Source organism: Achromobacter sp. Marseille-Q0513 (genome assembly GCF_018195695.1).
GTDB lineage: Bacteria > Pseudomonadota > Gammaproteobacteria > Burkholderiales > Burkholderiaceae_B > Achromobacter.
Genome location: NZ_JAGTJY010000059.1, coordinates 1 through 24823, shown reverse-complemented (window position 1 = coordinate 24823; position 24823 = coordinate 1). Strand labels below are relative to the sequence as shown.

Here is a 24823-nt window from a genome sequence, read left to right as displayed (position 1 = left end):
ACGCCATGGCTTTGACCACCCGCTGCCCGCATTGCGGCACCGCCTTCAAGGTGGTGCCGGACCAGTTGCGGATCCGCAATGGCCTGGTGCGTTGCGGCGCCTGCTCCACGGTGTTCGACGGCCGGGCCAGCCTGGTGCAGCCTGCGGACGTTTCCGGACGGCAGGCCGAGACGCCGATTGCCGTGCCGGCCGCAACTCCAGTCCGCGTCGTCGAGCCGGCCCTTGCGGTTCCTCCCCTGGTCCGGCCCGAGACCCCGCCTGCCCGGCCTTCCGAGCCGGTGCCTCCCTGGGAAGATGAACCCGCCGTATCGCAATCCCCGGCCCGGTCTTGGGAGCCGCCGCCATCCGCGACGCCGCCCGCCGTGCTGCGCAGCCGCGAACAGATCCGCCGACAGGCAGAGGACAAGGGCGCGCGCGCGGACGAACTGGATGACGATGAGCTGCTGGACGATGAGCTGCATGATGACGAATCGCAGGGCGACGCACCGCGGGGCGGCCATCGCCATGGCGAGGACGAGCATGATGATGCGAACGACTGGCACGACCATGCTGATGAGCGCCACCCGGACTCGCGTCTTGTGGCGCCACGATTCGAGGAGCGTCGCGGCGAGGCGTTCGTAGCCGACGACCGGCGCGGCGAGCCGTCGCTGTCCTGGAGCGCGCCGGCGCGCGCCGAGACGGTGCGTGAACCGGCGCTGCGGGCGCGCGAAGGGGACGATGACGCCTTCGACGACGACCGCGACCGTGTCGATGAAGACGCCAAGAATTTTGAAGACGCCGACGACGATACGCTTCCGGATGGCGCGCCGGTGCTGGGCGAGTCCCGCACCCGCTATTCCAGCGCCACCGACGTGGGACGCGCTCCGCCGGAATTCCTGGATCAGGACCGGCAGGCGCGCCGGGGCCTGCTGCGCCGGCTCTGGGGCTATGGATGCCTGCTGGGCCTGATCGCGCTCGGCCTGCAACTGCTCTATGCCTATCGCGTGGACATCGCCAATTCCGTGCCCGCGCTGCGTCCGGCGCTGGAAGCCGCCTGCCGCTCCATGGGCTGCACGGTGGGCTACGCGCGCCGCCTGGAGCGCATCGCGATTTCCGCCTCGTCGCTGCAGCCGCCGCCGGGCGCCGCGGCCATCGATGACGGCCGCAGCCGCCTGGTGCTGAACCTGATGCTGCGCAACCGCTACGACAAGCCGCAGCATTGGCCCGCGCTGGTGCTGGACCTGACCGACCTGTCGGATACCGTGGTCGTGCGCAAGGTGCTGCGGCCCGAGGACTACCTGACGCCGGAGCAACTGCGCGGCCCCTTCGGCCCGGCCGGCGAGCTCAAGATCTCGGTGCCCATCGAAGTGGCGGGCGTCCAGGTCAACGGCTATCAGCTCGACAAGTTCTTTCCCTAGATTTTTCTTCAAGGATGACAGGCATGACGAATTCGGTCCTGGTCTGCGGTTCGATGGCTTTCGACACCATCGCGGTATTCGAGGGGCGCTTCAAGGAGCACATCCTTGCTGACCGCATCCATTCGCTGAGCGTCTCGTTCCTGGTGCCCAGCATGCGCAAGGAATACGGCGGCTGCTCGGGCAACATCGCCTACAGCATGCAGTTGCTGGGCGGCAAGCCCGTGCCGGTCGCCACCGTCGGCGAGGACGCCGGCGAATACCTGGAGCGGCTGCAGGGCCTGGGCATCGACGTCAGCCGAATCAAGACCATTCCCGAGACTTTCACCGCCCAGTGCTTCATCACGACCGATCTGGACGACAACCAGATCACCGCGTTCCACCCCGGCGCCATGGCTTTTGCCGCGCAGAATGACGTGACCGGCGCCACGGCCGCCTGGGCCATCGTCGCGCCCGACGCGAAGGAAGGCATGTTCGCCCACGCGGAACGGCTGAACAAGAGCGGTATTCCGTTCATCTTCGACCTGGGCCAGGCCATGCCCCTGTTCGACCGCGACGACCTGGAGCGCATGCTCAAGATGGCGCAGGCGCTGACGGTCAATGATTACGAGGCCAGCGTGGTGGAGCAGCGCACCGGCCGCAGCATCGAGGACATCGCGCGCGACCTGATCGCGGTGGTCGTCACTCGCGGCGCCGAAGGTGCCACGCTGTATACCGAAGGCAAGACGACCCAGATCGCGCCCGTGCGCGCGGCCCAGGTCGTGGACCCCACCGGCTGCGGCGATTCGCAGCGCGGCGGCCTGCTCTACGGCCTGACCTGCGGCTGGAGCTGGGAAGACAGCTGCCGCCTGGGCAATGTCATGGGCGCCCTCAAGATCGCTTCGCGCGGTCCGCAGAACTATGCGCCGTCGCGCGCCGAGATCGACGCGGTGCTGCATGCCACCTACGGCATTCATTTGCCTGCCTGAATCCCTGGGCAGGGCGGGGAACCGGCGCCCTTGGCGCCGGTCGAAATGGACGATCGCGTTTCACTGTGTTGCAGGCTGCTCCATCACCCTTTTCGGGCTGGGGTATGATCAAAATTCGTCGGCGATGCCCGATCGAGGAGTCCAAATGAACCAAACCAAATCCATTTCCCTGGTCTCGCCGCGCGCCGGCCGCTGGCTGGCCGTCGCCGCCGTCGTCACGTCGATGGCCGTGCTGGGTGGCTGCGCCAACCGCAGCGCCTCCAGCGGCGTGTACAGCTATGACCAGGCCCAGCGCGAGCAGATCGTCCGCACGGGCACGGTCACCGGCGTGCGTCCCATCGTGATCCAGAACGACAAGTCCAGCGGCGCAGGCATGCTGGCTGGCGGCGCGTTGGGCGGCGTCGCGGGCAACGCGGTCGGCGGCGGCACGGGCCGCACCATTGCCACGGTTGGCGGCGCCATCCTGGGCGCGCTGGCGGGCAACGCCATCGAGAACTCGGTTGGCAAGTCGTCCGGCTACGAAATCACGGTGCGCCTGGACAACGGCGAAACCCGCGTCGTGGCCCAGGAAGCCGATGTGCCCATCAGCGTTGGCCAACGCGTCCAGGTGATCAGCGGGGCAGGCCCCACGCGCGTCACCCCGATGTAAATCGTCGTCGCCAGAGAAAAGCCCGCGCAAGCGGGCTTTTTTCATTGGCGCGGGCCGCGACAGGAATGCCGCCGGAACGCCGCGGCGTCGTGCTGGGCGCCGCTGGCGCCGGATTCCTCTCGCTGGCTGTCGTTCCGCCGCAACGCAGCGCACCGTGATTACCCTCGAAATGCCGTGCTTTTTGTGCTTTCCCATGATTTCGGCCGGAAGTTTCATGGCGATTCAACGGTTGAAGTGCCATGATTCGCCTGCCACGCCGACAAGGGCCGGAACGATGTTGTAACGGCTTGCATCGGCGCCACCCGGGAAGCCGGTCGGCATCGTCAGTTGATTTTCAGGTTTTTTCTGTAAACTCGCCGTCCTGTATCTCGGGGCGGGGGATGTTGTGCCTTTCGAGGCGACATAACGCTGCACTATCTATGCATACCGAGCAAGAACTCCACACCAAGATCGGCGAGATCGTCGAGTCGATCGTCCTCAAGAAAGTCACTCCCGACACGCAGTTGATCGCTACCGGCCTGGTGGATTCGCTCGCCGCCGTGGATATCACGCTGGCTGTCGAATCCGAGTACGGCTGCAGCATACCGGCTCCGGAGATCGCGGAGCATTTACAGTCGGTTCGCACGCTTGCCGGCTATGTCGCTGCCCATACTGCGTAACTCCCGGCTGCTGTCGCACGTCGCGGCCGCCACCACGGCGGTTGCGCTGGCCATCGGCGCGTACCTGGGCGCGGACGACGTGCTCAGTCGCATCGTCCTGCCGGTCGCCGCGCCCGCCGCGGACAAGAGCAACTACCTGCCCAATCTGGGGCCGGATTGGGGCACCCAGCACGTCAACCTGAACCGCCTGGGCAATGCGCTCAGCGATGGCACGCTGGTGGTGCTGGGCTCTTCCGAGCTGTCCAGCCACGATTTGCGCTTTGTGCCGTACCGCTTCTTTCCCGAAGAGCTGAAGGTGCCGACGCTGGCCTATGGCCACGCCATGTTCCAGTCCTATGGCATGGTCAGCGTGCTGGAGTCCGTGGCCGATTCGCTCACGCCGAACACGCGCCTGGTCATCATGGTGTCGCCCGCCTGGTTCGCTTCCGGCGGGCAACTGCCGCGCAGCGCCTTTGCCGAGCACGTCACGGGGCCGGTCTGGAACCGCCTTTGGGACAAGCCCAGCACGCGCGAGCAGATGCAGACCTGGATCAGCGACAACGCGAACTGGGGCCTGCTCTGGCTCATCGCGAACGGCCAGGTGGCCGAGCTGAAGGACAAGGTTTCGTTGTGGTGGAACGCGCGCCAGGAACCCGCGCCGGACAAGCCGCGCAGCAAGCTGTCCGTGCCGGCGCACCGCTACGTGGTCTGGCCCTCGGCGGCCCGCCTGAACGCGGGGCACTGGAGCCGCCTTACCCAGGAGGCGCGCGAAGTCGAGCACAAGCTGGGCGGCAATAATCCCTACGATGTGCGCGACGACTACTACAAGCAGTACCTGGCATCCCTGTATTCGCCGGCGCGCAACGAATTCGCCAATGTCGACCCGCTTACCCGCACCGAACTGGGCGACCTGTCGCGCCTGATGGCGCTGCTGCAAAAGCGCAAGGTCAAGGCGTACTTCGTGATCCAGCCGTTCAATCCCAAGCTCATCCTGGACATGGAGCGTTTCGATCCGGTGGTGGCCGCCATCACCGGCATGTGCACGCGCTACCAGATGGGCTGCCTGGACCTCTACAGCATTCCCTTCGAGCCCGGCATGGTGCGCGACGACATGCACCTGGCCGAGCTGGGCTGGGCTCTCGCCGACCAGGGCATTGCGGAGTATTTTTCCCGATGAAGCAATTTTTCTGCAGGGCATTCGCCAAGCCGGATGATGCAGCGTCCCCGGACCGGGACGCCGGCAAGGGTTGGGGCCGGCGGTTCCTGTGGCACCTGTGCCTGTACCTTGGGGTGATCCTGGTATTCGTGCTCCAGGCCCAGCCCACCACGGGCAGCGGCGGACCGATCAAGGTCGAATTCCAGTACCAGCAATTCTGAGCGCGGCCCCAGCATGGAATTGTTCGCAAGCTTGAGTTTCTTTGGTGGCGCCCTGTTCGGCGGGTTGGGCCTGTTGGCCTATCGCGCCTTCGGCATGCCGTTGCGCATCGGCTATCGCCACGTCATCGGCGCGATCTGCCTGGCGGTGTGGATGGCGGTGTTCTGGCACCGGCCCTGGCAGCCGCTGGCGCTGCTGGCCATCTCCGGCGCCGCGCTGTGGGCGGTGCGCCGCAAGTACATTCCGACCTGGCTCGCGGTCGTCATCACGATGACGCCCTTGCTGCTGGTCAAGACCGGCGCATCGCACCTGGCGGCGATGCTGGGCCTGTCCTTCGCGACCTTCCGCGCCATCGACGTGCTGCTGTTCGCGCCGCGCAACGAGCGCATCTCGCTGCTGGATTACTGCATCTACGTGTTTTTCCCGCTGACGCTGCTGGCCGGCCCCATGTACCGCTGGCGCAACTTCCAGGCCGACCTGAAGCGCGGCTATGAAGGCGTGAGCCTGAATACCTGGCTCTCGGGCCTGGAACTGATCATGGTCGGCGTGATCCAGAAGTTCGGCCTGGCCGAGCTGATCTGGCGCTACGGCCTGTCGACGCTGGACGCGCACGATTACTCGTTCACCGGCGTGGCGCTCAATGCCTCGCTGTACAGCGCCTACCTGTTCTTCGACTTCGCCGGCTATTCGACGATGGCGATCGGCATCGGCATGCTGTTCGGTTTCAGCCTGCCGATCAACTTCCGCAATCCGCTGGCCACGCTGAATCCGCAGGATTTCTGGCGGCGCTGGCACATCAGCCTGTCCGAATGGCTGCGCGACGTGGTGTTCATGCCGATCTACAAGGCGCTGAGCAAGACCGCGTTCTTCGGGCGGCACCGGATGGCGGCGCAGAACATCGGCATCTTCGCCACGCTGCTGGCCATGGGTGTGTGGAACGGTCTGTCGCTGCACTACATCGTCAGCGGCCTGATGTTCGGCGCCTATTCGGTGGGCCACAACCTGCTGGTCAATGCCGCCCGCACGCGGCCGGGGTTGCAGGCCACGCTGGCCCGGCCCGTCATGCGTTTCGCGGGGCGCGTGTTCACCCTGATCCTGGCCGCGCTGGCGCTGTACGTGTTCAGCGGCCGCAGCCCGATCTGATCCATTTTCATACGCCGGGAGCATCGGCATGCGTTTCGACCTGAAATCCTTCGACTTCGTGGAATGCGAGCGCGCGCCCGATGCGCTGGCGGTGGCCGCGGCCGACCGGAACCTGAGCTGGGCGCAGTTGCGCGCCGAGGCGCTGGCCTGGGCCGATGCCGCGCGCGCGCATGGCGCGGCGCCGGATGTGCCGGTGGCCATCTATGGCCACAAGCAGGCTTCGTTCTTCGTGGCCATGGTCGGCGCGCTGCTGGTCGGCGCGCCGTTCGTGCCGGTCGATACGATCTATCCGCCCGAGCGCCTGCGCTGCATCGTCGAGATCGTGCGGCCGGCGGCGGTTTTCGATGCGGCCGCTGGCCGTTTTGAACCCGGCCACGGCGCGCCGCTGGCCGAACGCGGCCTGGCCTACGTCATGTTCACTTCGGGCAGCACCGGCGATCCGAAGGGCGTGCAGATCGGGCGCGAGAGCGTGGGCCTGCTGGGCGACTGGATGCTGGGCAGCTTCGGACTGGGCGATGCGCCGGTGTTCATGAACCAGGCGCCGTTCAGCTTCGACCTGTCGATGTACGAAGTCTTCGCCACGCTGGCATCCGGCGGTGCCTGCGTGCTGAACGCGCGCGAACTGATCGCCACGCCCGTCGCGTGGATCGCCAGGCTGGCCGAACAAGGCATCACGGTGTGGGTATCGACGCCGTCCTTCGCGCATCAGCAGCTGGCCAACCGGGATTTTTCGCCCGCGACGCTGCCGACCTTGCGCACGTTCCTGTTCTGCGGCGAACCCTTGCCGGCCGCCCTGGCCAAGAAGTTGCGCCAGCGTTTCCCGGATGCAGCCATCCTGAATACCTATGGTCCGACCGAGGCCACTGTCGCCACGACCTGGATCCAGATCACGGACGCGGTGCTGGCGCGGCACGATCCGCTGCCGGTCGGCCACGCCAAGCCGGATTGCGAGCTGCTGGTGACGGACGGCGAGATCTGCATCGTCGGCGACCATGTCATGCGCGGCTATCTGAACCGCGCGGACCTGAACGAGCAGAAGCTCTTCGTCCACGCCGACGGCCGCCGAGGCTTTCGCACCGGCGATCTGGGCCAGATGGAAGAGGGCGGCCTGCTGTTCTGCCGCGGCCGCATGGACGACCAGATCAAGCTCAACGGCTATCGCATCGAACTGGCGGAAATCGACGAGGCGTTGCACGGGCTGCCCGGCGCGGAGGGCGGCGCCTGCGCCGTGCTGCGCCGTCCGGATGGCACGGCGGTACGCCTGATCGGCTTCGTCACGGGCGCGGCGGTGGCAGGCGAGCAGCCCGCCTTCCTGGACGCGCAGGCGCTATCGAACTGGAAAGACCTGCTGGCGCAACGCCTGCCGCCCTACATGGTGCCGTCCGAGCTGGTGGCCTGCCCGGCCCTGCCCATGTCGAACAACCACAAGATCGACCGCAAGAAGCTGATCGATATCTACGCCGGGATACCCGCGTAGGGGCAGCGTGGCGGCATGCGCCGATGAGGGTGGCCGCATGCGCTGATGAGCGTGGCGCTATATATGCCGTCGTCTCTCTTTGAGAACACACCTTCCCAAGCAGCACTGCCTCCCCAAGCCGGGCAGCGCGGATCCGGCTCCGCCGGTCCGCAGCTGCGCCCCTGGGGGAAGGCGCGCAGCGCCTCGGGGGGGCCTTCTACACCCCCATCAGCGAATAACTGAGGCGGGCCAGGACCATCAGCACGATCTGCGCGACCACCAGCAGGACCAGCGGCGAGAAATCGATCGAGCTGCGCGGCAGGATGCGGCGGATGGGATCGAGCAGCGGCGCGGTCAGGGTCGAGAGCAGCGGCATCAGCGGCGCCATGGGGTTGACCCAGGACAGCACGGCCTGGATCAGCGTCAGCCAGACGACCAGGTTGAGCGCCCACTTGATCGCCATGATCAGGGCCGAGCCCATGGCGGCGGGCAGCAGGGCGACGGGGATCAGCGCGCCGATGGCCACCAGCCAGATCAGCACCAGATAGACCAGCGCCGACAGCCAGGTCGCCACCAGGCTGGTCCAGTCGATCTTGTTGCCGGCGGGAATGATCTTACGCAGCGGCAGCACGAGCCAGTTGGTGGCTTGGTAGATCGCGCGCGCCAGCGGATTGAACGGCGGCAGCCGGATCGCGTGCATCCATGCCCGGGCGATCAAGGCGGCGCCGAATAGCGTGAAGACGATTTCGAGCAGGAAGCGAAGGATTTCACCGAGCATGGACGGGATCTACCAGAAAAAGACGGATTCCATTGTCGCACGGGCAGATGAAAAAATACCTCCGCGTGGCGACGGCCAGCGCCAGGGATGATCCGGCTTGGGCAACGGCGCCCAATGAAAAAGCCGCCTGGCCAGGCCAGGCGGCTTCAGTACCGCTAGACGGCTGAGTCCGGATTAGGGACGGCCACCGGTCGGGAAGGGCCACGACGCGGCGGGGTTCAGCGCGGTCTTCGCACCCGGGGCGGCAGCCGTGGACGGCGGCGTGGCGGGCTTCTTCGGAGCGGCTTTCTTCGCAGCGGGCTTCTTGGCAGCCGGGGCCTTCTTGGCAGCCGGGGCAGCCTTCTTGGCTACGGCCTTCTTGGCAGCAGGAGCCTTCTTGGCAGCGGCCTTCTTGGCAGCCGGCTTCTTGGCGACGGCCTTCTTGGCAACCGCCTTCTTGGCGACGACCTTCTTGGCTACCGCTTTCTTGGCGGCGGCCTTTTTGGCGACGGCCTTCTTGGCTGCGGGCTTCTTGGCCGCGACCTTCTTGGCGACGGCCTTCTTGGCTACCGCTTTCTTGGCGACCTTCTTGGCTGCCGGCTTCTTGGCGGCGACCTTCTTGACTGCCGGCTTCTTGGCGGCAACCTTCTTCACCGCCGGCTTCTTGGCGGCGACCTTCTTCACTGCAACCTTCTTGGCGGCAGCTTTCTTGGCCGGGGCGGCCTTCTTCGCTACTGCCTTCTTGGCGGCGGGCTTCTTCACCGCTTTCTTTACGGCTTTCTTGGCTGTTGCCATGGTCATGCTCCTTAGGTTCAGGGGTCCCAGAACTTAAACCCGTGCCCCGACCCGCCAACAAAGCGGACCGTGCCCGGGCTATTCATCGGCGCATGCCGCTGTTCTGTGCGAGCAACAGCTACTACGGTTTGCGCTAATGAATTCGGCACAGCCATTTGATATGGCCCCCGCTCCTTTGGCGCGAGCCATTTCAAATGGCGCCGGCAGGTCAGCCTGAAACAGGCCGCCTACCGCTAGTCTTGCGTGTTCGAAGCACCCTGACCGGGGAGCGCGCCGCCATGGCCTGTCGCGAACGCGACGCCTCGTGTCTCGAGGCGTGCCCGCGCCGGGCCTGGCGGCGTACGGCTTTACTCCCAGCTCAGCGTGCCACCGGTTTGGTATTCGATCACGCGAGTTTCAAAAAAGTTGCGTTCCTTCTTAAGGTCGATCATCTCCGCCATCCACGGGAAGGGATTTTCTTCCTGGGGGAACAGCGGCTCGATGCCGATCTGCTGGCAGCGACGGTTGGCGATGAAGCGCAGGTAGGACTTGAACATCGGAGCGTTCAGGCCCAACACGCCGCGCGGCATCGTGTCTTCGGCGTAAGCGTATTCGAGTTCGACCGCTTTGCGGAAGAGTTCTCGGATTTCTTCGCGGAATTCCGGCGTCCAGAGATGCGGATTCTCAAGTTTGATGGTGTTGATCAGGTCGATGCCGAAATTGCAGTGCATGGATTCATCGCGCAGGATGTACATGTACTGCTCGGCCGCGCCGGTCATCTTGTTCTGGCGACCCAGCGCCAGGATCTGCGTGAACCCGACGTAGAAGAACAGGCCTTCCATCAGGCACGCGAAGACGATCAGCGACTTCAGCAGCGTCTGGTCGGCTTCCGGCGTGCCGGTCTTGAAGTTCGGGTCGGCGATCGCGTCGATGAACGGGATCAGGAATTCGTCCTTGGCGCGGATGGACGGGACTTCGTTGTAGGCGTTGAAGATCTCCGCCTCGTCCAGGTCCAGGCTTTCGACGATGTATTGGTAGGCGTGCGTGTGGATCGCTTCCTCGAACGCCTGGCGCAGCAGGAACTGGCGGCATTCGGGCGCCGTGATGTGGCGGTAGGTGCCCAGCACGATGTTGTTCGCGGCCAGCGAGTCGGCCGTGACGAAGAAACCCAGGTTGCGCTTGACGATGCGGCGCTCGTCCTCGGTGAGCCCGTTCGGGTTCTTCCAGAGGGCGATGTCGCGCGACATGTTGATTTCTTGCGGCATCCAGTGGTTGGCGCAAGTGGCCAGGTACTTTTCCCAGGCCCACTTGTACTTGAACGGCACCAGCTGGTTGACGTCGGTCTGGCCGTTGATGATGCGCTTGTCGGCAACCTTCACGCGGTGCGAGACGGCATCGCCGCTGGCCGCCAGGCCGGCCGCGTGTTCAGGCGCGGCGGGCGTGGGCAGGGCGGAGTCGCCGAACACACCGGTCGCCGCCCGGACTGCGGGCGCGCCCTGCGAGCCCGCCGCGGGCGCGGGGGCTTGTGCAGGTTGCGTGGCGAGGTTGTCGTCTTCCCAATTAATCATGATTCATTCTCCGGAGGCGGTTATTGGCAGGCTTCGCACTCTTCGAAGCCGGGATCGCCCGGCCGCATGGTGCAAACCGCCCCGAGAACTTCGGGTTCCGGCAAAACAGGTGCAGCGGCCACAGGCGAGGCGGCGGATTGGCCGCCGGCGCTGACGGCGTTCAGTTCGCCGCCGCGGCCCGTGGATTTCTCGGCGCTGGTCGCGCCCAGGGTACGCAGGTAGTACGTGGTCTTCAGGCCACGCTTCCACGCCAGCTTGTAGGTGTCGTCGAGTTTCTTGCCCGATGCGCCGGCCATGTAGATGTTCAGCGACTGGGCCTGATCGATCCACTTCTGGCGACGCGACGCGCATTCCACCAGCCAGCTCGGTTCGACTTCGAACGCGGTGGCGTAGAGTTCGCGGAGTTCGGAAGGTACGCGATCGATGCGGGACAGGCTGCCGTCGAAGTACTTGAGGTCGGCGACCATGACTTCGTCCCAGAGACCGAGTTTCTTCAGGTCACGCACGAGGTAATCGTTTACGACCGTGAACTCGCCGGAGAGATTCGATTTGACGTACAAGTTCTGGAAAGTGGGTTCGATGCACGCAGATACGCCAATGATATTGGAAATAGTGGCGGTTGGGGCAATTGCGATGCAATTGGAGTTGCGCATGCCATGTTGTTTGATGCGCGCGCGCAACGTATCCCAATCGAGCGTGCTCGATTCATCGACCTCGACATGACCACCGCGTTCATCGCGCAGCATCTTCAACGTGTCTTGCGGCAGGATGCCGCGCGACCACAGCGAGCCTTCATACGATTGATAGCGGCCGCGTTCTTCGGCCAGCAGGCTCGAGGCCCAGTACGCGTGATAGCACACGGCTTCCATCGACGTGTCGGCGAATTCGATGGCGGCTTGCGAGGCGTAAGGCACGCGCATCATCTGCAGGCAGTCCTGGAATCCCATGATGCCCATGCCCACCGGACGGTGGCGCAGGTTGGAATTGCGCGCCTTGTCGACCGCGTAGTAGTTGATGTCGATCACGTTGTCGAGCATGCGCATGGCGATGCTGACCGTGCGCTTGATCTTCTCGTGGTCGAGTTCGAAACCGCCGCCGGCGGCCGGCTTCATGTGCGCGACCAGGTTCACCGAACCCAGGTTGCACACCGCGATTTCGGAGTCGTTGGTGTTCAGCGTGATCTCGGTGCACAGGTTCGAGCTGTGGACCACGCCCACGTGCTGCTGCGGCGAACGGATGTTGCACGGATCCTTGAACGTGATCCAGGGGTGGCCGGTTTCGAACAGCATCGACAGCATCTTGCGCCACAGCGTCAGCGCCGGCATCTTCTTGAACAGCTTCAGGTCGCCGCTGGCCACGCGGGCTTCGTAGCCCAGGTAGGCCTGCTCGAATTCATGGCCGTACTTGTCGTGCAGGTCGGGGCAATCGGACGGCGAGAACAGGGTCCATTCCCCGTTCTCCATGACGCGCTTCATGAACAGATCGGGAATCCAGTTCGCCGTGTTCATGTCGTGCGTGCGGCGGCGTTCGTCACCGGTGTTCTTGCGCAGTTCGAGGAATTCCTCGATGTCCAGGTGCCAGGTTTCCAGGTACGTGCAGACCGCGCCCTTGCGCTTGCCGCCCTGGTTCACCGCCACGGCGGTGTCGTTGACCACCTTCAGGAACGGGACCACGCCCTGGCTTTCGCCGTTGGTGCCCTTGATGTGGCTGCGCAGCGCGCGCACCGGGGTCCAGTCGTTGCCCAGGCCGCCGGCGTACTTGGCCAGCAGCGCGTTTTCCTTGATGGCGTCGTAGATGCCTTCCAGGTCGTCCGAGACGGTGGTCAGGTAGCACGACGACAGCTGCGAGTGCAGCGTGCCCGAGTTGAACAGCGTGGGCGTCGAGCTCATGAAGTCGAACGAGGACAGGATCTCGTAGAACTCGATGGCGCGCGCTTCGCGGTTGGTCTCTTTCAGCGCCAGGCCCATGGCCACGCGCATGAAGAATACCTGCGGCAGTTCGATGCGGGTGCCGCGGATATGCAGGAAGTAGCGGTCGTACAGGGTTTGCAGGCCGAGGTAGCCGAACTGCAGATCGCGGCCGGCGTCCAGCGCCTGGCCCAGCTTGGCCAGGTCGTATTGGGACAGGTCGGGCGACAGCAGGCCGCCTTCGATGCCGCGTGAGATGAAGGTGGGGAAGTAGTCGGCGTAGCGCTGGCTCATGTCGGCTTGCGAGACTTCCTGGCCCAGCGCTTCCTTGCGGATCGTGTGCAGCAGCAGGCGGGCGGTGACCTGGCTGTAGGCCGGATCCTTCTCGACCAGCGCGCGGGCGGACAGGATGGCGGACTTGAACACTTCGTCCACGGGGATGCCGTCGTACAGGTTCTTGACGGTTTCCTTCAGGATCGCTTCGGTGTCGATGAACTCGGTCAGTCCCACGCCGGCGGCTTCGATGGTGGCGCGCAGGCCGGCGATGTCGAGCGGACGGCGCACGCCGTTGTCGGTCACGTTCAGCGACGGGCCGGCGGCGGGGGCGGCGGCCTGCTGCTGCGCGTCGGCCGCGGCGGCGGCCGCGCGTTCCTGGGTGCGCTTCTCGCGGTACAGCACGTAGGAGCGGGCCACGTCATGCTCGCCCGAGCGCATCAGCGCCAGTTCGACCTGGTCCTGCACGTCTTCGATGTGGAAGGTGCCGCCGCCGGGACGGTTGCGCACCAGCGCGTTGACGACCTGCCTGGTCAGCGATTCGACCAGCTCGCGCACGCGGGCCGAAGCCGCGCCTTGACCGCCATTGACGGCCAGGAAGGCCTTGGTCATGGCGATGGCGATCTTGCTGGGCTCGAAACCGACCACCGAACCATTGCGGCGGATCAGGTTGTAGCTGCCCCATTGGCCGCCGTTGGCGTCGGCCGGAGAGTCGGTTTGGGAGGGCGGCACGGCCGTGGGCCGGGTCACAGAGGCGATCGTAGTCTGCATGGAAGCTCCTGTGTGGAAAGCGCGTAGACAGGGCGCGACGGCATCGCGCCGGATACGGAATGGGTTCTGTTTTGAGGGGGATCGCGACGCTGGGACGGTGTCGTCCGGATGACGTGGCCGACGGGAATCAGCGCTTGGGCGACCACAACATGTAGTGTAGCACCCCTCATTTCGCACTAATTCTAGTGATCGACTAAGACAGCTACAAGAAGAAGATGTGACCATTCCTCCAAAAGATTGTTACGAAATGCACTGGGCGCGCCCAGCAAGGCGCGCCCAGGATCTGACTCGTGAGAGCGAGTGTTTACGCGGTTTTGCGCAGGGGCATGTCGCGAGGAGCAGGCGCCACATAGCTTTGCATCAAGCGCGCCAACTCGGTCCGGTACTTCTCGACGTTGGCGGCCTTCACGTGGCCGAAGCCGCGTACCGTTTCCGCGAGGGCGGCGATGGTGGCCGCCTGTCCGAGCTTGTCCGCGTTCAAGCCGTCGAGCAACTGATCCACGGTCTGGCGGTACTCGGCGATCAGGGCGCGTTCCATCTTGCGCTCGGCGGTGCGGCCGAACGGATCGAGCCAGGTGCCGCGCACGCGCTTGAAGCGGGCCAGCAGCTTGAGCGCGGTCATGGTGCGCGGACCCAGCGTCATCTTGCGCGGCACGCCGGTGCGCGGATCCTTGCGCGCGAAGATCGGCGGCGCCATGTGGAAGCGCAGGCTGTATTCGCCTTCGAACTGGTCCTGGAGCTGGGCCCGGAACGCGTCGCCGGTATAGAGCCGCGCCACTTCGTACTCATCCTTGTAGGCCATGAGCTTGAACAGGCTGCGCGCCACCGCCAGCGCCAGCCGCGGCTTGGCGTCGGGCGACAGTTCGCGCTCGCGCGCCGCGACCCGTTCGACCACGTCCTGATACTGGCGGGCGTAGCCGGCGTCCTGGTAGGCGGTCAGGTCGGCCAGGCGGCGGGCGACGGCATGCTCGAACGATTCCGGCACATGCAGCTGCACGACCTGGGCGCGCGGCCGCAGCGCGGTCGAGAGCGCGTCGGGTTGGTGCGCCGCCAGGCGGCCGCTGTCGAAGGCGGCCCGGTTGGCGGCCACGGCCACGCCGTTCAGTTCGATGGCGCGGTTGATCGCGGCGTGCGACAGCGGCACGCCGCCGCGCTGCCAGGCATAGCCCAGCATGAACATGTTCGACAGGATGCTGTCGCCGAACAGGGCCAGCGCGGCCGCGTGAGCGTCGATCGCGGCGGTGTGCGCGTCGCCGGCGGCGTGGCGGATCTTGGCCAGCAGCGCCTCGGGGCGCATGGCCGCATCCGGGTTGCGGGTGAAGTCCGACACCGGGGCCACGTAGGTGTTCACGGTGACCTGGGTGTGGCCGTGGCGCAGCGCGCCCAGCGAGTCCGGCGCCACCGACGCCACCGGGTCGCACAGGATGGCGGCGTCGGCCTGCTGCCAGTCCAGCCGCACCGGGCCGGGCTGGGCGCCGGCCGGCGCCAGGCGGATGTGGCTGACCACGGTGCCGCCTTTCTGCGCCAGGCCGGTCAGGTCGAGCACGGCGGCCGACAGGCCTTCCAGGTGCGCGGCCATGGAAATGATGGCGCCGATGGTGATGACGCCGGTGCCGCCCATGCCCGCCACCAGCAGGCGGTACGGCCGGTCCAGCGCGGCCGGCGCGGGCGCCGGCAGTTGCGCGATGAGCTGCTGCAGCCGTTCCTGGTCGGCCTTGGGCGCGGCGCTCTTCTTCGGCTTGCCGCCCATGACGGACACGAAGCTGGGGCAGAAGCCCTCGGCGCAGGAGTAGTCCTTGTTGCAGCTGGACTGGTCGATGGCGCGCTTGCGGCCGTAGGGCGTTTCCAGCGGCACCACCGACAGGCAGTTCGATTGCACGCCGCAGTCGCCGCAGCCTTCGCAGACCGCGCTGTTGATCAGCATGCGGCGGGCCGGGTCGGGGAACTGGTTCTTCTTGCGGCGGCGGCGCTTTTCGGCGGCGCAGGTCTGGTCGTGGATCAGCACGGTGACGCCGGGAATCTCGCGCAGTTCGCGCTGCAGCGCGTCCAGCTCGCGGCGGTGGTGCACGCGGATGCCGCCCAGGTCCACGCCCTGGTATTTCTCGGGTTCGTCGGAGGTGACGACGATGCGGGCCACGTTCTCGCCGCGCAGCTGCTGGCAGATCTGCGGCACCGAGATCGGGCCGTCCACCGGCTGTCCGCCAGTCATGGCCACGGCGTCGTTGAACAGGATCTTGTAGGTGATGTTGGCGCGCGCCGCGACCGCCTGGCGGATGGCCAGGTAGCCGGAGTGGTAGTACGTGCCTTCGCCCATGTTCTGGAACACGTGCGGCATATTGGTGTAGCGGGACAGGCCGATCCAGTCCACGCCTTCGCCGCCCATCTGGGTCAGGCCGCCCGTGTCGCGGTCCATCCAGGCAGCCATGTAGTGGCAGCCCACGCCCGACAGGGCCTGGCTGCCCTCGGGCACCTTGGTCGAGGTGCTGTGGGGACAGCCCGAACAGAAGTAGGGGCGGCGGCGCATGCCGTCGGCCTCGTTGGACAGCGGCGCCTGGCAATCGAAGGTGGCCAGGTCGCCGGCGGCGGGCAAGCCGGCCGCGCGGGCCAGCCAGGCAGCCAGCGGCCGCGCCAGCAGCGACGGACGCAGCTGCCCGGCCGAGGGCACCAGCGCTTCGCCGTCAAAGCCCTTCTTGCCGATGACGGTGGGGCGGTCGGGCAGGTTGAACAGCAGGTCCTTGATCTGGCTCTCGACCACCGCGCCCTTTTCCTCGATCACCAGGATGTGCGACAGGCCGCGCGCGAATTCCTGCAGGCGTTCGGCGTCCAGCGGCCAGGTCAGGCCGGGCTTGTAGATGCGTACCGGCGCGTTGGCGGTGACGGTGTCCACGCCCAGCCGCGCCAGCGCTTCCATGGTGTCCAGGTGCGCCTTGCCGACGGTGACGATGCCGGCCACGGCCTTGGGCGCCGGACAGGTGAGCTTGTCGATGCTGTGGCGACGCGCGAAGGCGGCCACCGCCTTCATGCGCAGGTTCATGCGCGTCTCGACCGCCAGCGACAGGAAGTCGCGGGCCGAGTACTCCAGCATTTCCGGCGGCAGGTCCGGATCCGCCGGCATGTCGTAGCGCTGCGGCAGCGCGGGCGCGAAGGAATGGCCGCACTCGATGGTCTCGGACACGGCCTTGAACGCCACCCAGGCGCCCGAGTGGCGCGACAGCGCCCAGCCCCATAGCGCGAAGGTCTCGTATTCGTCGATCGACGAGGGATGCACGATGGGCATCTGCCAGCCGATCAGCGAGGCCTCGCTGGCGTGCGGGATCGAGGACGAGACGGCGGTATGGTCATCGCCCACCACCACCAGCACGCCGCCGTTGCGCGAGGCGCCCGCGGCATTGCCGTGGTGCAGGGCGTCGCCGGCGCGGTCCACGCCCGGACCCTTGCCGTACCACATGGCGAACACACCATCGACCTTGCGGTCCGCGCGCATGCCGGCCTGTTGCGTGCCCATGACGGCCGTGGCCGCCAGGTCTTCATTGATGCCGGGCAGGAAGCTGATCTGGTTGGCGTCCAGCGCCTTCTGCGCTTTCCACATGGCCATGTCCACGCCGCCCAGCGGCGATCCGCGGTAGCCGGACACGAAGCCGGCCGTGTTCAGGCCGCGCTCCTTGTCCATCCGGCGCTGCGTCAGCATGATGCGCACCAGCGCCTGGGTGCCGGTCAGGAAAATGCGGCCGGTGCTGCGCGTGAGGTTGTCGCCCAGTTGGTAGTCCAGATCCAGCTGAGGTTCGGGGGCGGGGGTGCCGTCCATGGTCGATGCTCCTAATTTGGCACCATGATAGGTTCGCGGAGCATCGGGTTTATTGCGTTATCGGATCGTGCTATCCCTATAATTCGCAATGAACATTTCGTTTTGCCGATAATCAGATCAAAACTGGAGACAAACCCATATGGACAAGACCGACATCAACATCCTCAAGGCCCTGCAGGAGGACGGCCGGGCCTCGGCGCAGCAGCTGTCGGACAAGGTCGGCCTGTCGGCCGCGCCGGTGTGGCGGCGGGTCAAGGCGCTGGAAGCCAGCGGCGTGATCCAGGGCTACAGCGCGCAGGTGGATCGGGCCAAGGTCGGATTGGGTTGCATGTTCGCGCAGATCAGCCTGGAGCGGCATTCCGCGAACACGGTCGAGAACTTCGAGCGCTCGGTGCGCGACGCACCCGAGATCCTCGAATGCTATGCGGTCACGGGCGACTCGGACTTCCTGTTGAAGATCTTGGTGGAAAGCCCCGAGGCCTACGACCGCTTCCTGCATCGCTTCCTGTTCAACATGCCGGGCATCCGCCAGACCCGCACCATCGTGGCGCTGCGCGAGATCAAGCACGAGCAGCGCCTGCCGCTGTGAGGCGCGGGCATTGTGACGAATGCGCGGCGCTCTATATATACAGAGCGCCGCGACATGTCCGCGCGTCGGCATCGTGCGCACCCGACGCCGTGTCGCTTGAAACCAACGCATTTTTGCGGGTTCCAGCGCTAAAACAGGTCTTGCTCCAGATCGACTGTTGCGCAATTGCACTAGGCGCGCGCCGTCGCAGCAATCGTCGTTGATTCTTCATCATGCCCTCTTTAGAGTGCGTGATGTTTGTCGCGCGAGGGGCGCGCCGGGGGATCGGCGCGGCGCGTCGGCGGACGTGTTGAGGAATTCATGAGCAGTCTGTATTTGCGTATGGCCGGCGCGTTTGGCGTCGCCCTGATCCTGGCCGGTTGCGTCGCCAGGAAGCCCGCCGCCATCACCGAGGCCAAGCCCGAAGGACCGCCCAAGCCGCCGGCCTGCGTGCCGGTCAAGAGCGGCGACCCGATGGTTGGCACCTGGTATTCGAGCTCCAAGCCGCGCGGCGTGAGCGGCGACTTCCAGTCGCTGACCGTGCTGCGCGCCGATGGCTCCATGGCGTACGAGACCCAGCTCAAGATCGGCCGCAAGACGCGTCCGGCCCTGCGCGAGAGCGGCTGCTGGACCGTGGCCGACGGCGTCTACACCATGCGCACCACCGTCTCGAACGGCGAGATCGTGGACTTCGACGATCCCATCTACCTGAACCGCTACCGCGTCGAGAAGGTCGAGCAGGCCAAGCTGACGCTGCGCGAGCTGAAGTCCGGCGGCCAGGTCGTGACCGCCCGCCGCATGCCGCAGGGCTACCGCCTGCCGTATTGAGCGTCGCGCCGGGCGGACATTTCGCCCGGCGGTCGGGCCGGCCGCGGCAGGCTGCGGTAAGGTGCGGGTTTCGCCTGCCACCACGTCCCGGCCATCATGCCCGCCCTGTCCTCCGAAGCGCGCGCCATCGCGCTGCTTGCCCTGGCCGCCTTTGTCAGCGCCAGCGCCTTCCGCATCTGTGATCCCATGCTGCCGCAGCTCGCGGCCGAGTTCGGCACCACCACCGGGCAAGCCGCGCGCGCCGTCACGGCCTTCGCCGTGGCCTATGGCGTGTTGCAGATGTTCTTCGGTCCCGTGGGCGACCGTTATGGCAAGTACCGCGTGGTCAGCGTGGCCACTTTCGCCTGTGCGTTGGGCAGCGCGGGCGCCGTCATGGCCCAGTCGCTGGACGTGCTGGTGCTGTGCCGGGCGCTGTCGGGCGCGGCCGGGGCCGGCATCGTGCCGCTGTCCATGGCCTGGATCGGCGACACCGTTCCCTACGAGCGTCGGCAGGCCACGCTGGCGCGTTTCCTGACCGGTACCATCCTGGGCATGTCCGCCGGCCAGCTCGCCGGCGGCCTGTTCGCCGACACGGTGGGCTGGCGCTGGGCCTTCGCGGCGCTGGTTTGCGGTTACCTGATCGTCGGCCTGTTGCTGCGCCAGGAAGTTCGGCGCCAGCAGGCGGCCGGCCTGGGCGCGGGCCTGGCCGCCGGCGCGCGCCAGGGCTTTGTCGCGCAGGCGCGGCTGGTGCTGGGCGCGCCCTGGCCGCGCGTGGTGCTGGCGACGGTCTTCATCGAGGGGCTGCTGGTGTTCGGCGCGCTGGCCTTTGCCCCGTCCTATCTGCACGAGCGTTTCGACATTTCGCTGACGGCCGCCGGCGCGCTGGTGGCCGTCTACGCGGTGGGCGGACTGCTCTATACCGTGGTGGCCGGGCGCATTCTCAAGCGGCTCGGCGAGCGCGGACTGGCGGTGGCGGGCGGGCTGGTGCTGGGCGTGGCCTTCCTGTCCTATCTGCTGGGGCCGGCCTGGGTGTGGAGCTTGCCGGCGAGCGTGCTGGCCGGCTTCGGCTATTACCTGCTGCACGCCACCTTGCAGACCAATGCCACCCAGATGGTGCCGTCCGCGCGCGGCACGGCCGTGGCCTGGTTCGCGTCCTGCCTGTTCATGGGTCAGGCCGCCGGCGTGGCGCTTGCTGGCGCGGTGGTGGACGAAATCGGAGCCGCCGCGCTGTTCGGCGGCTCGGCCGTGATGCTGCCCGTGCTGGGCGCGGGCTTTGCCTGGGCGCTCAAGCGCCGCGCGGCGCCGGTCGCGGCCTGAGGCGGCCGGCGCGGCCAAGAAAACACGCGGCCAGTTGGCCGCGTGTTTCAGTCTTCCCAGTGGAACAACGCGTCGAACACGGCGTAGGGCGGATCGGACAGTATCGTGGGGACGCTCAGATCCGGCGGCAGCGGCGCTTCCAGTTCGGCACGCCTGGCACGTGCCAATCCGTGTCGCTCCAGCACGGGCTGGGCACGCTCGGCCAGGGCCGCGACCGCCGGCGAGTCCAGCCGGTCGACCATGTCCAGCGCGGGCAGGTAGCTGCTGCCGCCCGTGGCATGGCGCCATTTCTCGCCCTGCATGAAGACGAAGCAGGGCGCCAGCCGGCACAGCAGGATCACCAGGCCGATATGCTGGTCGCCCTTGCCCGTCTTGAAATCACGCTCCTCGCGGTAGAACCAGGCGTCGACGAAGGATGCGTAGCCCGATCCATAGTGTCCCCAGGCGATACGCGAGGCCGCGGGCAGCGTCCGCTCCAGTTCGGCGCAGACGTGCCGGTAGAAACCATCGACCTGGGCCTCGTCGTTGCTGTCCCAGGGATGGCGACCGCCGATCGGGCGTTGTGACGCCAGATTGGCCAGGTCGTCCAGGGACAGTTGCATGACCGGGCGCGAGCCTCAGGCCGAGGCCAGGCGCGCGAGCACCGTTTCCTTGCCCAGCAGCGCGAGCACGGCGTCCACCGCCGGCGTCTGCGTCTGGCCCACCACCGCCACGCGCAGCGGAATGGCCAGCTGCGGCATCTTCAGGCCACGGTCGGCCAGCACGGCCTTGATCAGCGCGGACAGCGCCTCGCGGGTCCATTCGGTGCCCTGGGCGCGTTGCGCGAAGTCCGCCAGCGCTTCGCGCGCGGCCGGCGTCAGGTGCTGTTCGGCCAGCTCGGCGGGGGCCGGCTTGAACTCGCCGCAGAACAGCATGGCGCCGTCGGCGAGCTGTTCCAGCGTTTCGGCGCGGTCCTTGAGCAGGCCCATGATGCCGGGCAGGTTGGTCTTTTCCGGATGGCCGCCGCGCTTGGCCACGCGCGGCGCGACGCGCTCGGCCAGCTCGGCGTCGTCCATCTGCTTGATGTAGTGGGCGTTGACCCAGTTCAGCTTCTTCGGATCCCACTGCGAGGCGGACTTGGACAGGTGGCGGGTGTCGAACCAGCTCACCAGCTGTTCGCGGCTGAACAGCTCGTCGTCGCCGTGGCTCCAGCCCAGGCGGGCCAGGTAGTTGATCATGGCCTCGGGCAGATAGCCCTCGTTGTCGTATTCCATGACGTTGACCGCGCCGTGGCGCTTGGACAGCTTCTCGCCGTCCGGGCCCAGGATCATGGGCACGTGGCCGTATTCGGGCAGCGCGGCGCCCAGCGCGCGCAGGATGTTGATCTGACGCGGGGTGTTGTTGACGTGGTCGTCGCCGCGCAGCACGTGGGTGATGCCCATGTCCCAGTCGTCCACCACCACGCAGAAGTTATAGGTGGGGGTGCCGTCGGGACGGGCGATGATCAGGTCGTCCAGCTCGGTATTGTCGAAGCTGATCACGCCCTTGACCATGTCGTTCCACGAGGTGGCGCCATCCTGCGGGTTCTTGAAGCGGACCACGGGCTGGCGGCCGGCGGGCACCGGCGGCAGGGTCTTGCCCGGCTCGGGACGCCAGGTGCCGTCGTAGCGCGGCTTGTCGCCGCGGGCGCGGGCGGCCTCGCGCATGGCTTCCACTTCCTCGGGCGAGCTGTAGCAATGGTAGGCGGTGCCGGCGGCCAGCATCTGCGCGACCACTTCACGGTAGCGGTCCATGCGCTGCATCTGGTAGAACGGGCCCTCGTCGGGCTGCATGCCCAGCCAGTCCATGCTGTCCAGGATCGCCTGCACCGCCTCGGGCGTGGAGCGCTCGACATCGGTGTCTTCGATGCGCAGCACGAAGGTGCCCTGGTGGTGGCGGGCGAAGGCCCACGAGAACAGCGCGGTGCGCGCGCCGCCCAGGTGCAGGAAGCCGGTGGGCGAGGGCGCGAAGCGGGTGCGGATGGGGGAGGAAGCGTTGGCGGTCATAGGAAGCGTAGCGGTGATGGCGGCGACGCCACAAAGCGGCGTCCGGCAGGGGCCACATCAAACATGTGGCGGGCTGGTCTTGTTACGATGGACGCTATTTTAGATTAGCGCCCGAATCGCGCCCCGCCACCCCATGCTGCGACACGCCCTGGCCCCGATGTTCGAACCCGGTTCGCTGGTGATCGTGGCCGACCGGCCCTTGCCGGCGGCGGCATCCCTGTCGCCGGCGCTCAAGGCACGCTGCACGGTGGTCGACTGCGCCGTGGGCGAGGCGCCCGAGCTGCCCGCCAGCCTGAACGGCCTGGCGCAGGGCGAGCGTCCCGACCTGGTCCTGGTCTGCGTGTCGCCGGCGGTGCTGCCGGAAACGCTGCGCCGGCTGGCGGCGCTGTCGCCCCGCTCCGTCATCCTGCTGCCGCACGAACTGCCCGATCCGTATCCGCGCGGCACGCTGGCGCTATGTCGCGCCTGGGCCGAGGAAAACCGTTGCGAGCTGCTGGGGCCGCGCTCGTTCGGCGCGCAGCGCCCGCACGCGGGCCTGAACCTAAGCCAGCACCCGGTGCTGGCGCGCCCGGGCAGGGTGGCCCTGCTGGCGCAGTCGCGCTCCATCATGGCGGCGGTCATGGACTGGGCCGAGGACGTGCACATCGGCTTTTCCGTCGCCGTCTCGCTGGGCGACGAGGCCGTGGTCGGCCTGTCCAAGGTGCTGGACTACCTGGCCAGCGACCCGCGCACCGACAGCATCGTGCTCTATCTGGAAGATGTCGGACCGGCGCGCGAATTCATGAGCGTGCTGCGCGCCGCCGCCAGCGTGAAGCCGGTCATCGTGCTCAAGGCCGGCCAGCACGGCGCCGACAGCAGCGATGCGGTGTTCGACGCCGCGCTGCGGCGCGCCGGCGCGGTGCGGGTGCGCTACTTCGTGCAGCTGTTCTCGGCGGTCAAGGTGCTGGGCTATACCCGGCGGCCAAAGGGGCGGCGCGTGGCGCTGATCTCCAACGGCAACGGACCGCCGCAGCTGGCCATGGACCTGATCGGCCCGGACGCCGCCGTGCTCAAGGCCGAGCTGACGCCCGCGACGCAGCGGGCGCTGGCGGCCATGCTGGAGCCGGACGCGGCCATCGCCAATCCCGTCATCACTTATGTGCCGCTGACGCCCGAGCGCATCCGCGCGATCCTCGACGCCGTGCTGGACGACGCCGGCGTGGACGGCGTGCTGGTGCTGCTGGCGCCTGACGCGCTGGCCGACATGCCGGCCGTGGCGCGCGAGCTGGCCCAGGTCGCGCCCAAGGCCAGGAAGCCCGTGGTGACCTGTTTCATGGGCGATGCCGGCATGCGGCCGCTGCGGCGCATGCTGGACGACGCGGGTACCTCGGCGTTCCGCACGCCCGAATCCGCGGCCGACGCCTTCGGCGTGCTGGCCACGCATCACTACAACCAGCAACTGCTGCTGCAGACCCAGCCGCCCGAGCCCGCCAGCCATGTCCCCGACCTGGTCGCGGCCCGGGACCTGCTGGCGCGGGTGCGCGCCGAATGCCGGCGCGAGCTGAACACGTCCGAGATCCGTACCCTGCTGGCGCTGTTCTACGTGCCCTTGCGCGATGCGCCGCTGGAAGTGGCCTCGGCCGAGCCCGAGTCGCGTCCCATGGCGGTGCGCGTGCGTCGCGATCCGCAATTCGGTCCCGTGATCCGTTTTGGCGCGGGCGGCCCGGATGCCTTCCTGTCGCAATCCGACCGTGGCATGGACCTGCCGCCGCTCAACGGCTTCCTGGCGCGCCAGCTGATCGAACGCAGCCGGCTATGGCGCCGCGTGCTGGCGCCGCGCGTCGGCCATCTGGCGGCCGAGGCGCTGCAGCAGGCGCTGGTGCAGGTGTCAGAGCTGGTCTCGGAATTGCCGGACATCGAATCGCTGGACATCGATCCGCTCTATGCCGGCGAAACCCAGCTGCGCGCGGGCGGACTGCGCATGACGCTGACCGAAACGCCAGGCTGCGCCACGCCGCAGACCGCCGGTTACCCGCACATGGCGATTCACCCGTATCCGGCGCGGCTGGTGCAGGTGCGCCGCTTCAACGACGGCATTCCGTGGGTGTTGCGGCCGATCCGTCCCGAGGACGCCGAGTCGCTGCAGGAGTTCATCCGCGGCCTGTCCGAGCGCTCGCGCTACATGCGTTTCGTGTCGATGATGCGCGAGCTGACGCCGCGCATGGTGTCGCGCTACACCCAGGTGGACTATCACCGCGAACTGGCGCTGGTCGCCGCCACGCTGGTGCCCAATCCCGCCAATCGCGGCCATCCGAGAGAGGTGCTGGTGGGCTTCGCGCACTATCTGCGCAACCCGGACGGGCGCGGCGCCGAGTACGCGCTGGTGATCGGCGACGACTGGCAGCGCCGCGGCCTGGGGCGTCAGCTGATGTCGGCGCTGATCGACGCGGCGCGCGAGCAGGGGCTGGAATACATCGATGGGCTGGTGCTGTCGACCAACCGGCCCATGCTGGCGCTGATGACCAGCCTGGGTTTCACCAACGATCCCGACCCGGAAGACCCGACCATGCGTCGGGTCTGGCTCGAGGTTTAGGCCCCCCCCCGAAGCGCTGCGCGCTTCCCCCCCAGGGGGGCGCCGCTACGGACCGGC

Annotated in this window: 19 protein-coding genes; 12 read left to right on the top strand and 7 right to left on the bottom strand. The window is 67.1% G+C overall.

Translation table 11 applies throughout. From position 1 onward, the window contains the following. Positions 1 to 5 precede the first annotated feature (5 nt). The 8 genes from KDH83_RS14320 (at position 6) to KDH83_RS14285 (ending at position 7644) form a co-directional block, all read left to right on the top strand. On the top strand, positions 6 to 1397 hold the full coding sequence (locus tag KDH83_RS14320) for a DUF3426 domain-containing protein (protein ID WP_212316858.1): 1392 nt from the start codon (positions 6 to 8) through the stop codon (positions 1395 to 1397). 23 nt (positions 1398 to 1420) lie between these two features. Continuing rightward, a complete protein-coding gene (locus tag KDH83_RS14315) occupies positions 1421 to 2362 on the top strand; it encodes a carbohydrate kinase family protein (protein WP_212316856.1) in 942 nt (313 codons plus the stop codon). Between the two features lie 145 nt (positions 2363 to 2507). Next, positions 2508 to 3011 (top strand): glycine zipper 2TM domain-containing protein, encoded by a 504-nt coding sequence (locus KDH83_RS14310; protein ID WP_212316854.1) that lies wholly within the window; start codon positions 2508 to 2510, stop codon positions 3009 to 3011. A 419-nt stretch (positions 3012 to 3430) separates the two neighbouring features. Next, a complete protein-coding gene (locus KDH83_RS14305) occupies positions 3431 to 3670 on the top strand; it encodes an acyl carrier protein (protein WP_212316852.1) in 240 nt (79 codons plus the stop codon). After that, complete coding sequence (locus tag KDH83_RS14300; RefSeq protein WP_212316850.1) at positions 3648 to 4826, top strand: D-alanyl-lipoteichoic acid biosynthesis protein DltD; 1179 nt, start codon at positions 3648 to 3650, stop codon at positions 4824 to 4826. Before KDH83_RS14305 ends, KDH83_RS14300 begins: the two co-directional genes overlap by 23 nt. Then, positions 4823 to 5026, top strand: coding sequence for a hypothetical protein (locus KDH83_RS14295; RefSeq protein WP_212316878.1), 204 nt, complete (start codon positions 4823 to 4825; stop codon positions 5024 to 5026). Before KDH83_RS14300 ends, KDH83_RS14295 begins: the two co-directional genes overlap by 4 nt. Positions 5027 to 5039: 13 nt before the next feature. Beyond that, the gene (locus KDH83_RS14290; RefSeq protein WP_212316848.1) at positions 5040 to 6167 is read left to right on the top strand and encodes an MBOAT family O-acyltransferase; all 1128 of its coding nucleotides are present in this window, start codon (positions 5040 to 5042) and stop codon (positions 6165 to 6167) included. Between the two features lie 28 nt (positions 6168 to 6195). Then, positions 6196 to 7644, top strand: a complete 1449-nt coding sequence (locus KDH83_RS14285; RefSeq protein WP_212316846.1) for a D-alanine--poly(phosphoribitol) ligase — start codon at positions 6196 to 6198, stop codon at positions 7642 to 7644. 196 nt (positions 7645 to 7840) lie between these two features. Here KDH83_RS14285 and KDH83_RS14280 read toward each other — a convergent pair whose 3' ends face one another. The 5 genes from KDH83_RS14280 to KDH83_RS14260 form a co-directional block, all read right to left on the bottom strand. After that, on the bottom strand, positions 7841 to 8401 hold the full coding sequence (locus tag KDH83_RS14280; protein WP_212316844.1) for a YggT family protein: 561 nt from the start codon (positions 8399 to 8401) through the stop codon (positions 7841 to 7843). 174 nt (positions 8402 to 8575) lie between these two features. Further along, positions 8576 to 9175 (bottom strand): histone H1-like DNA-binding protein, encoded by a 600-nt coding sequence (locus KDH83_RS14275; RefSeq protein WP_212316842.1) that lies wholly within the window; start codon positions 9173 to 9175, stop codon positions 8576 to 8578. A gap of 347 nt (positions 9176 to 9522) precedes the next feature. Then, positions 9523 to 10722 (bottom strand): ribonucleotide-diphosphate reductase subunit beta, encoded by a 1200-nt coding sequence (locus KDH83_RS14270; protein WP_212316840.1) that lies wholly within the window; start codon positions 10720 to 10722, stop codon positions 9523 to 9525. 20 nt (positions 10723 to 10742) lie between these two features. Further along, complete coding sequence (locus KDH83_RS14265; RefSeq protein WP_212316838.1) at positions 10743 to 13673, bottom strand: ribonucleoside-diphosphate reductase subunit alpha; 2931 nt, start codon at positions 13671 to 13673, stop codon at positions 10743 to 10745. A gap of 304 nt (positions 13674 to 13977) precedes the next feature. Further along, on the bottom strand, positions 13978 to 17478 hold the full coding sequence (locus KDH83_RS14260) for an indolepyruvate ferredoxin oxidoreductase family protein (RefSeq protein ID WP_212316836.1): 3501 nt from the start codon (positions 17476 to 17478) through the stop codon (positions 13978 to 13980). A gap of 139 nt (positions 17479 to 17617) precedes the next feature. On the opposite strand from KDH83_RS14260, the gene KDH83_RS14255 reads away from it, so the two are divergent. From KDH83_RS14255 to KDH83_RS14245, 3 genes are all read left to right on the top strand, one after another. Further along, positions 17618 to 18067: an Lrp/AsnC family transcriptional regulator gene (locus KDH83_RS14255; RefSeq protein WP_103272360.1), complete on the top strand. Its 450-nt coding sequence runs from the start codon at positions 17618 to 17620 to the stop codon at positions 18065 to 18067. A 300-nt stretch (positions 18068 to 18367) separates the two neighbouring features. Continuing rightward, on the top strand, positions 18368 to 18874 hold the full coding sequence (locus tag KDH83_RS14250; protein ID WP_212316834.1) for a hypothetical protein: 507 nt from the start codon (positions 18368 to 18370) through the stop codon (positions 18872 to 18874). Between the two features lie 96 nt (positions 18875 to 18970). Further along, complete coding sequence (locus KDH83_RS14245; RefSeq protein ID WP_212316833.1) at positions 18971 to 20170, top strand: MFS transporter; 1200 nt, start codon at positions 18971 to 18973, stop codon at positions 20168 to 20170. A 47-nt stretch (positions 20171 to 20217) separates the two neighbouring features. On the opposite strand, the gene KDH83_RS14240 is transcribed toward KDH83_RS14245, so the two are convergent. After that, positions 20218 to 20772 carry a hypothetical protein gene (locus KDH83_RS14240; protein ID WP_212316831.1) on the bottom strand — a complete coding sequence of 185 codons (555 nt, stop codon included), beginning with the start codon at positions 20770 to 20772 and terminating at the stop codon, positions 20218 to 20220. A gap of 15 nt (positions 20773 to 20787) precedes the next feature. Next, positions 20788 to 22194 (bottom strand): glutamate--tRNA ligase, encoded by a 1407-nt coding sequence (gltX, locus tag KDH83_RS14235; protein ID WP_212316829.1) that lies wholly within the window; start codon positions 22192 to 22194, stop codon positions 20788 to 20790. Positions 22195 to 22327: 133 nt separating this feature from the next. Between gltX and KDH83_RS14230 the strand changes: the two genes are divergently transcribed. Next, positions 22328 to 24766, top strand: coding sequence for a GNAT family N-acetyltransferase (locus tag KDH83_RS14230; RefSeq protein WP_212316827.1), 2439 nt, complete (start codon positions 22328 to 22330; stop codon positions 24764 to 24766). The last annotated feature ends 57 nt before the right edge of the window (positions 24767 to 24823 follow it).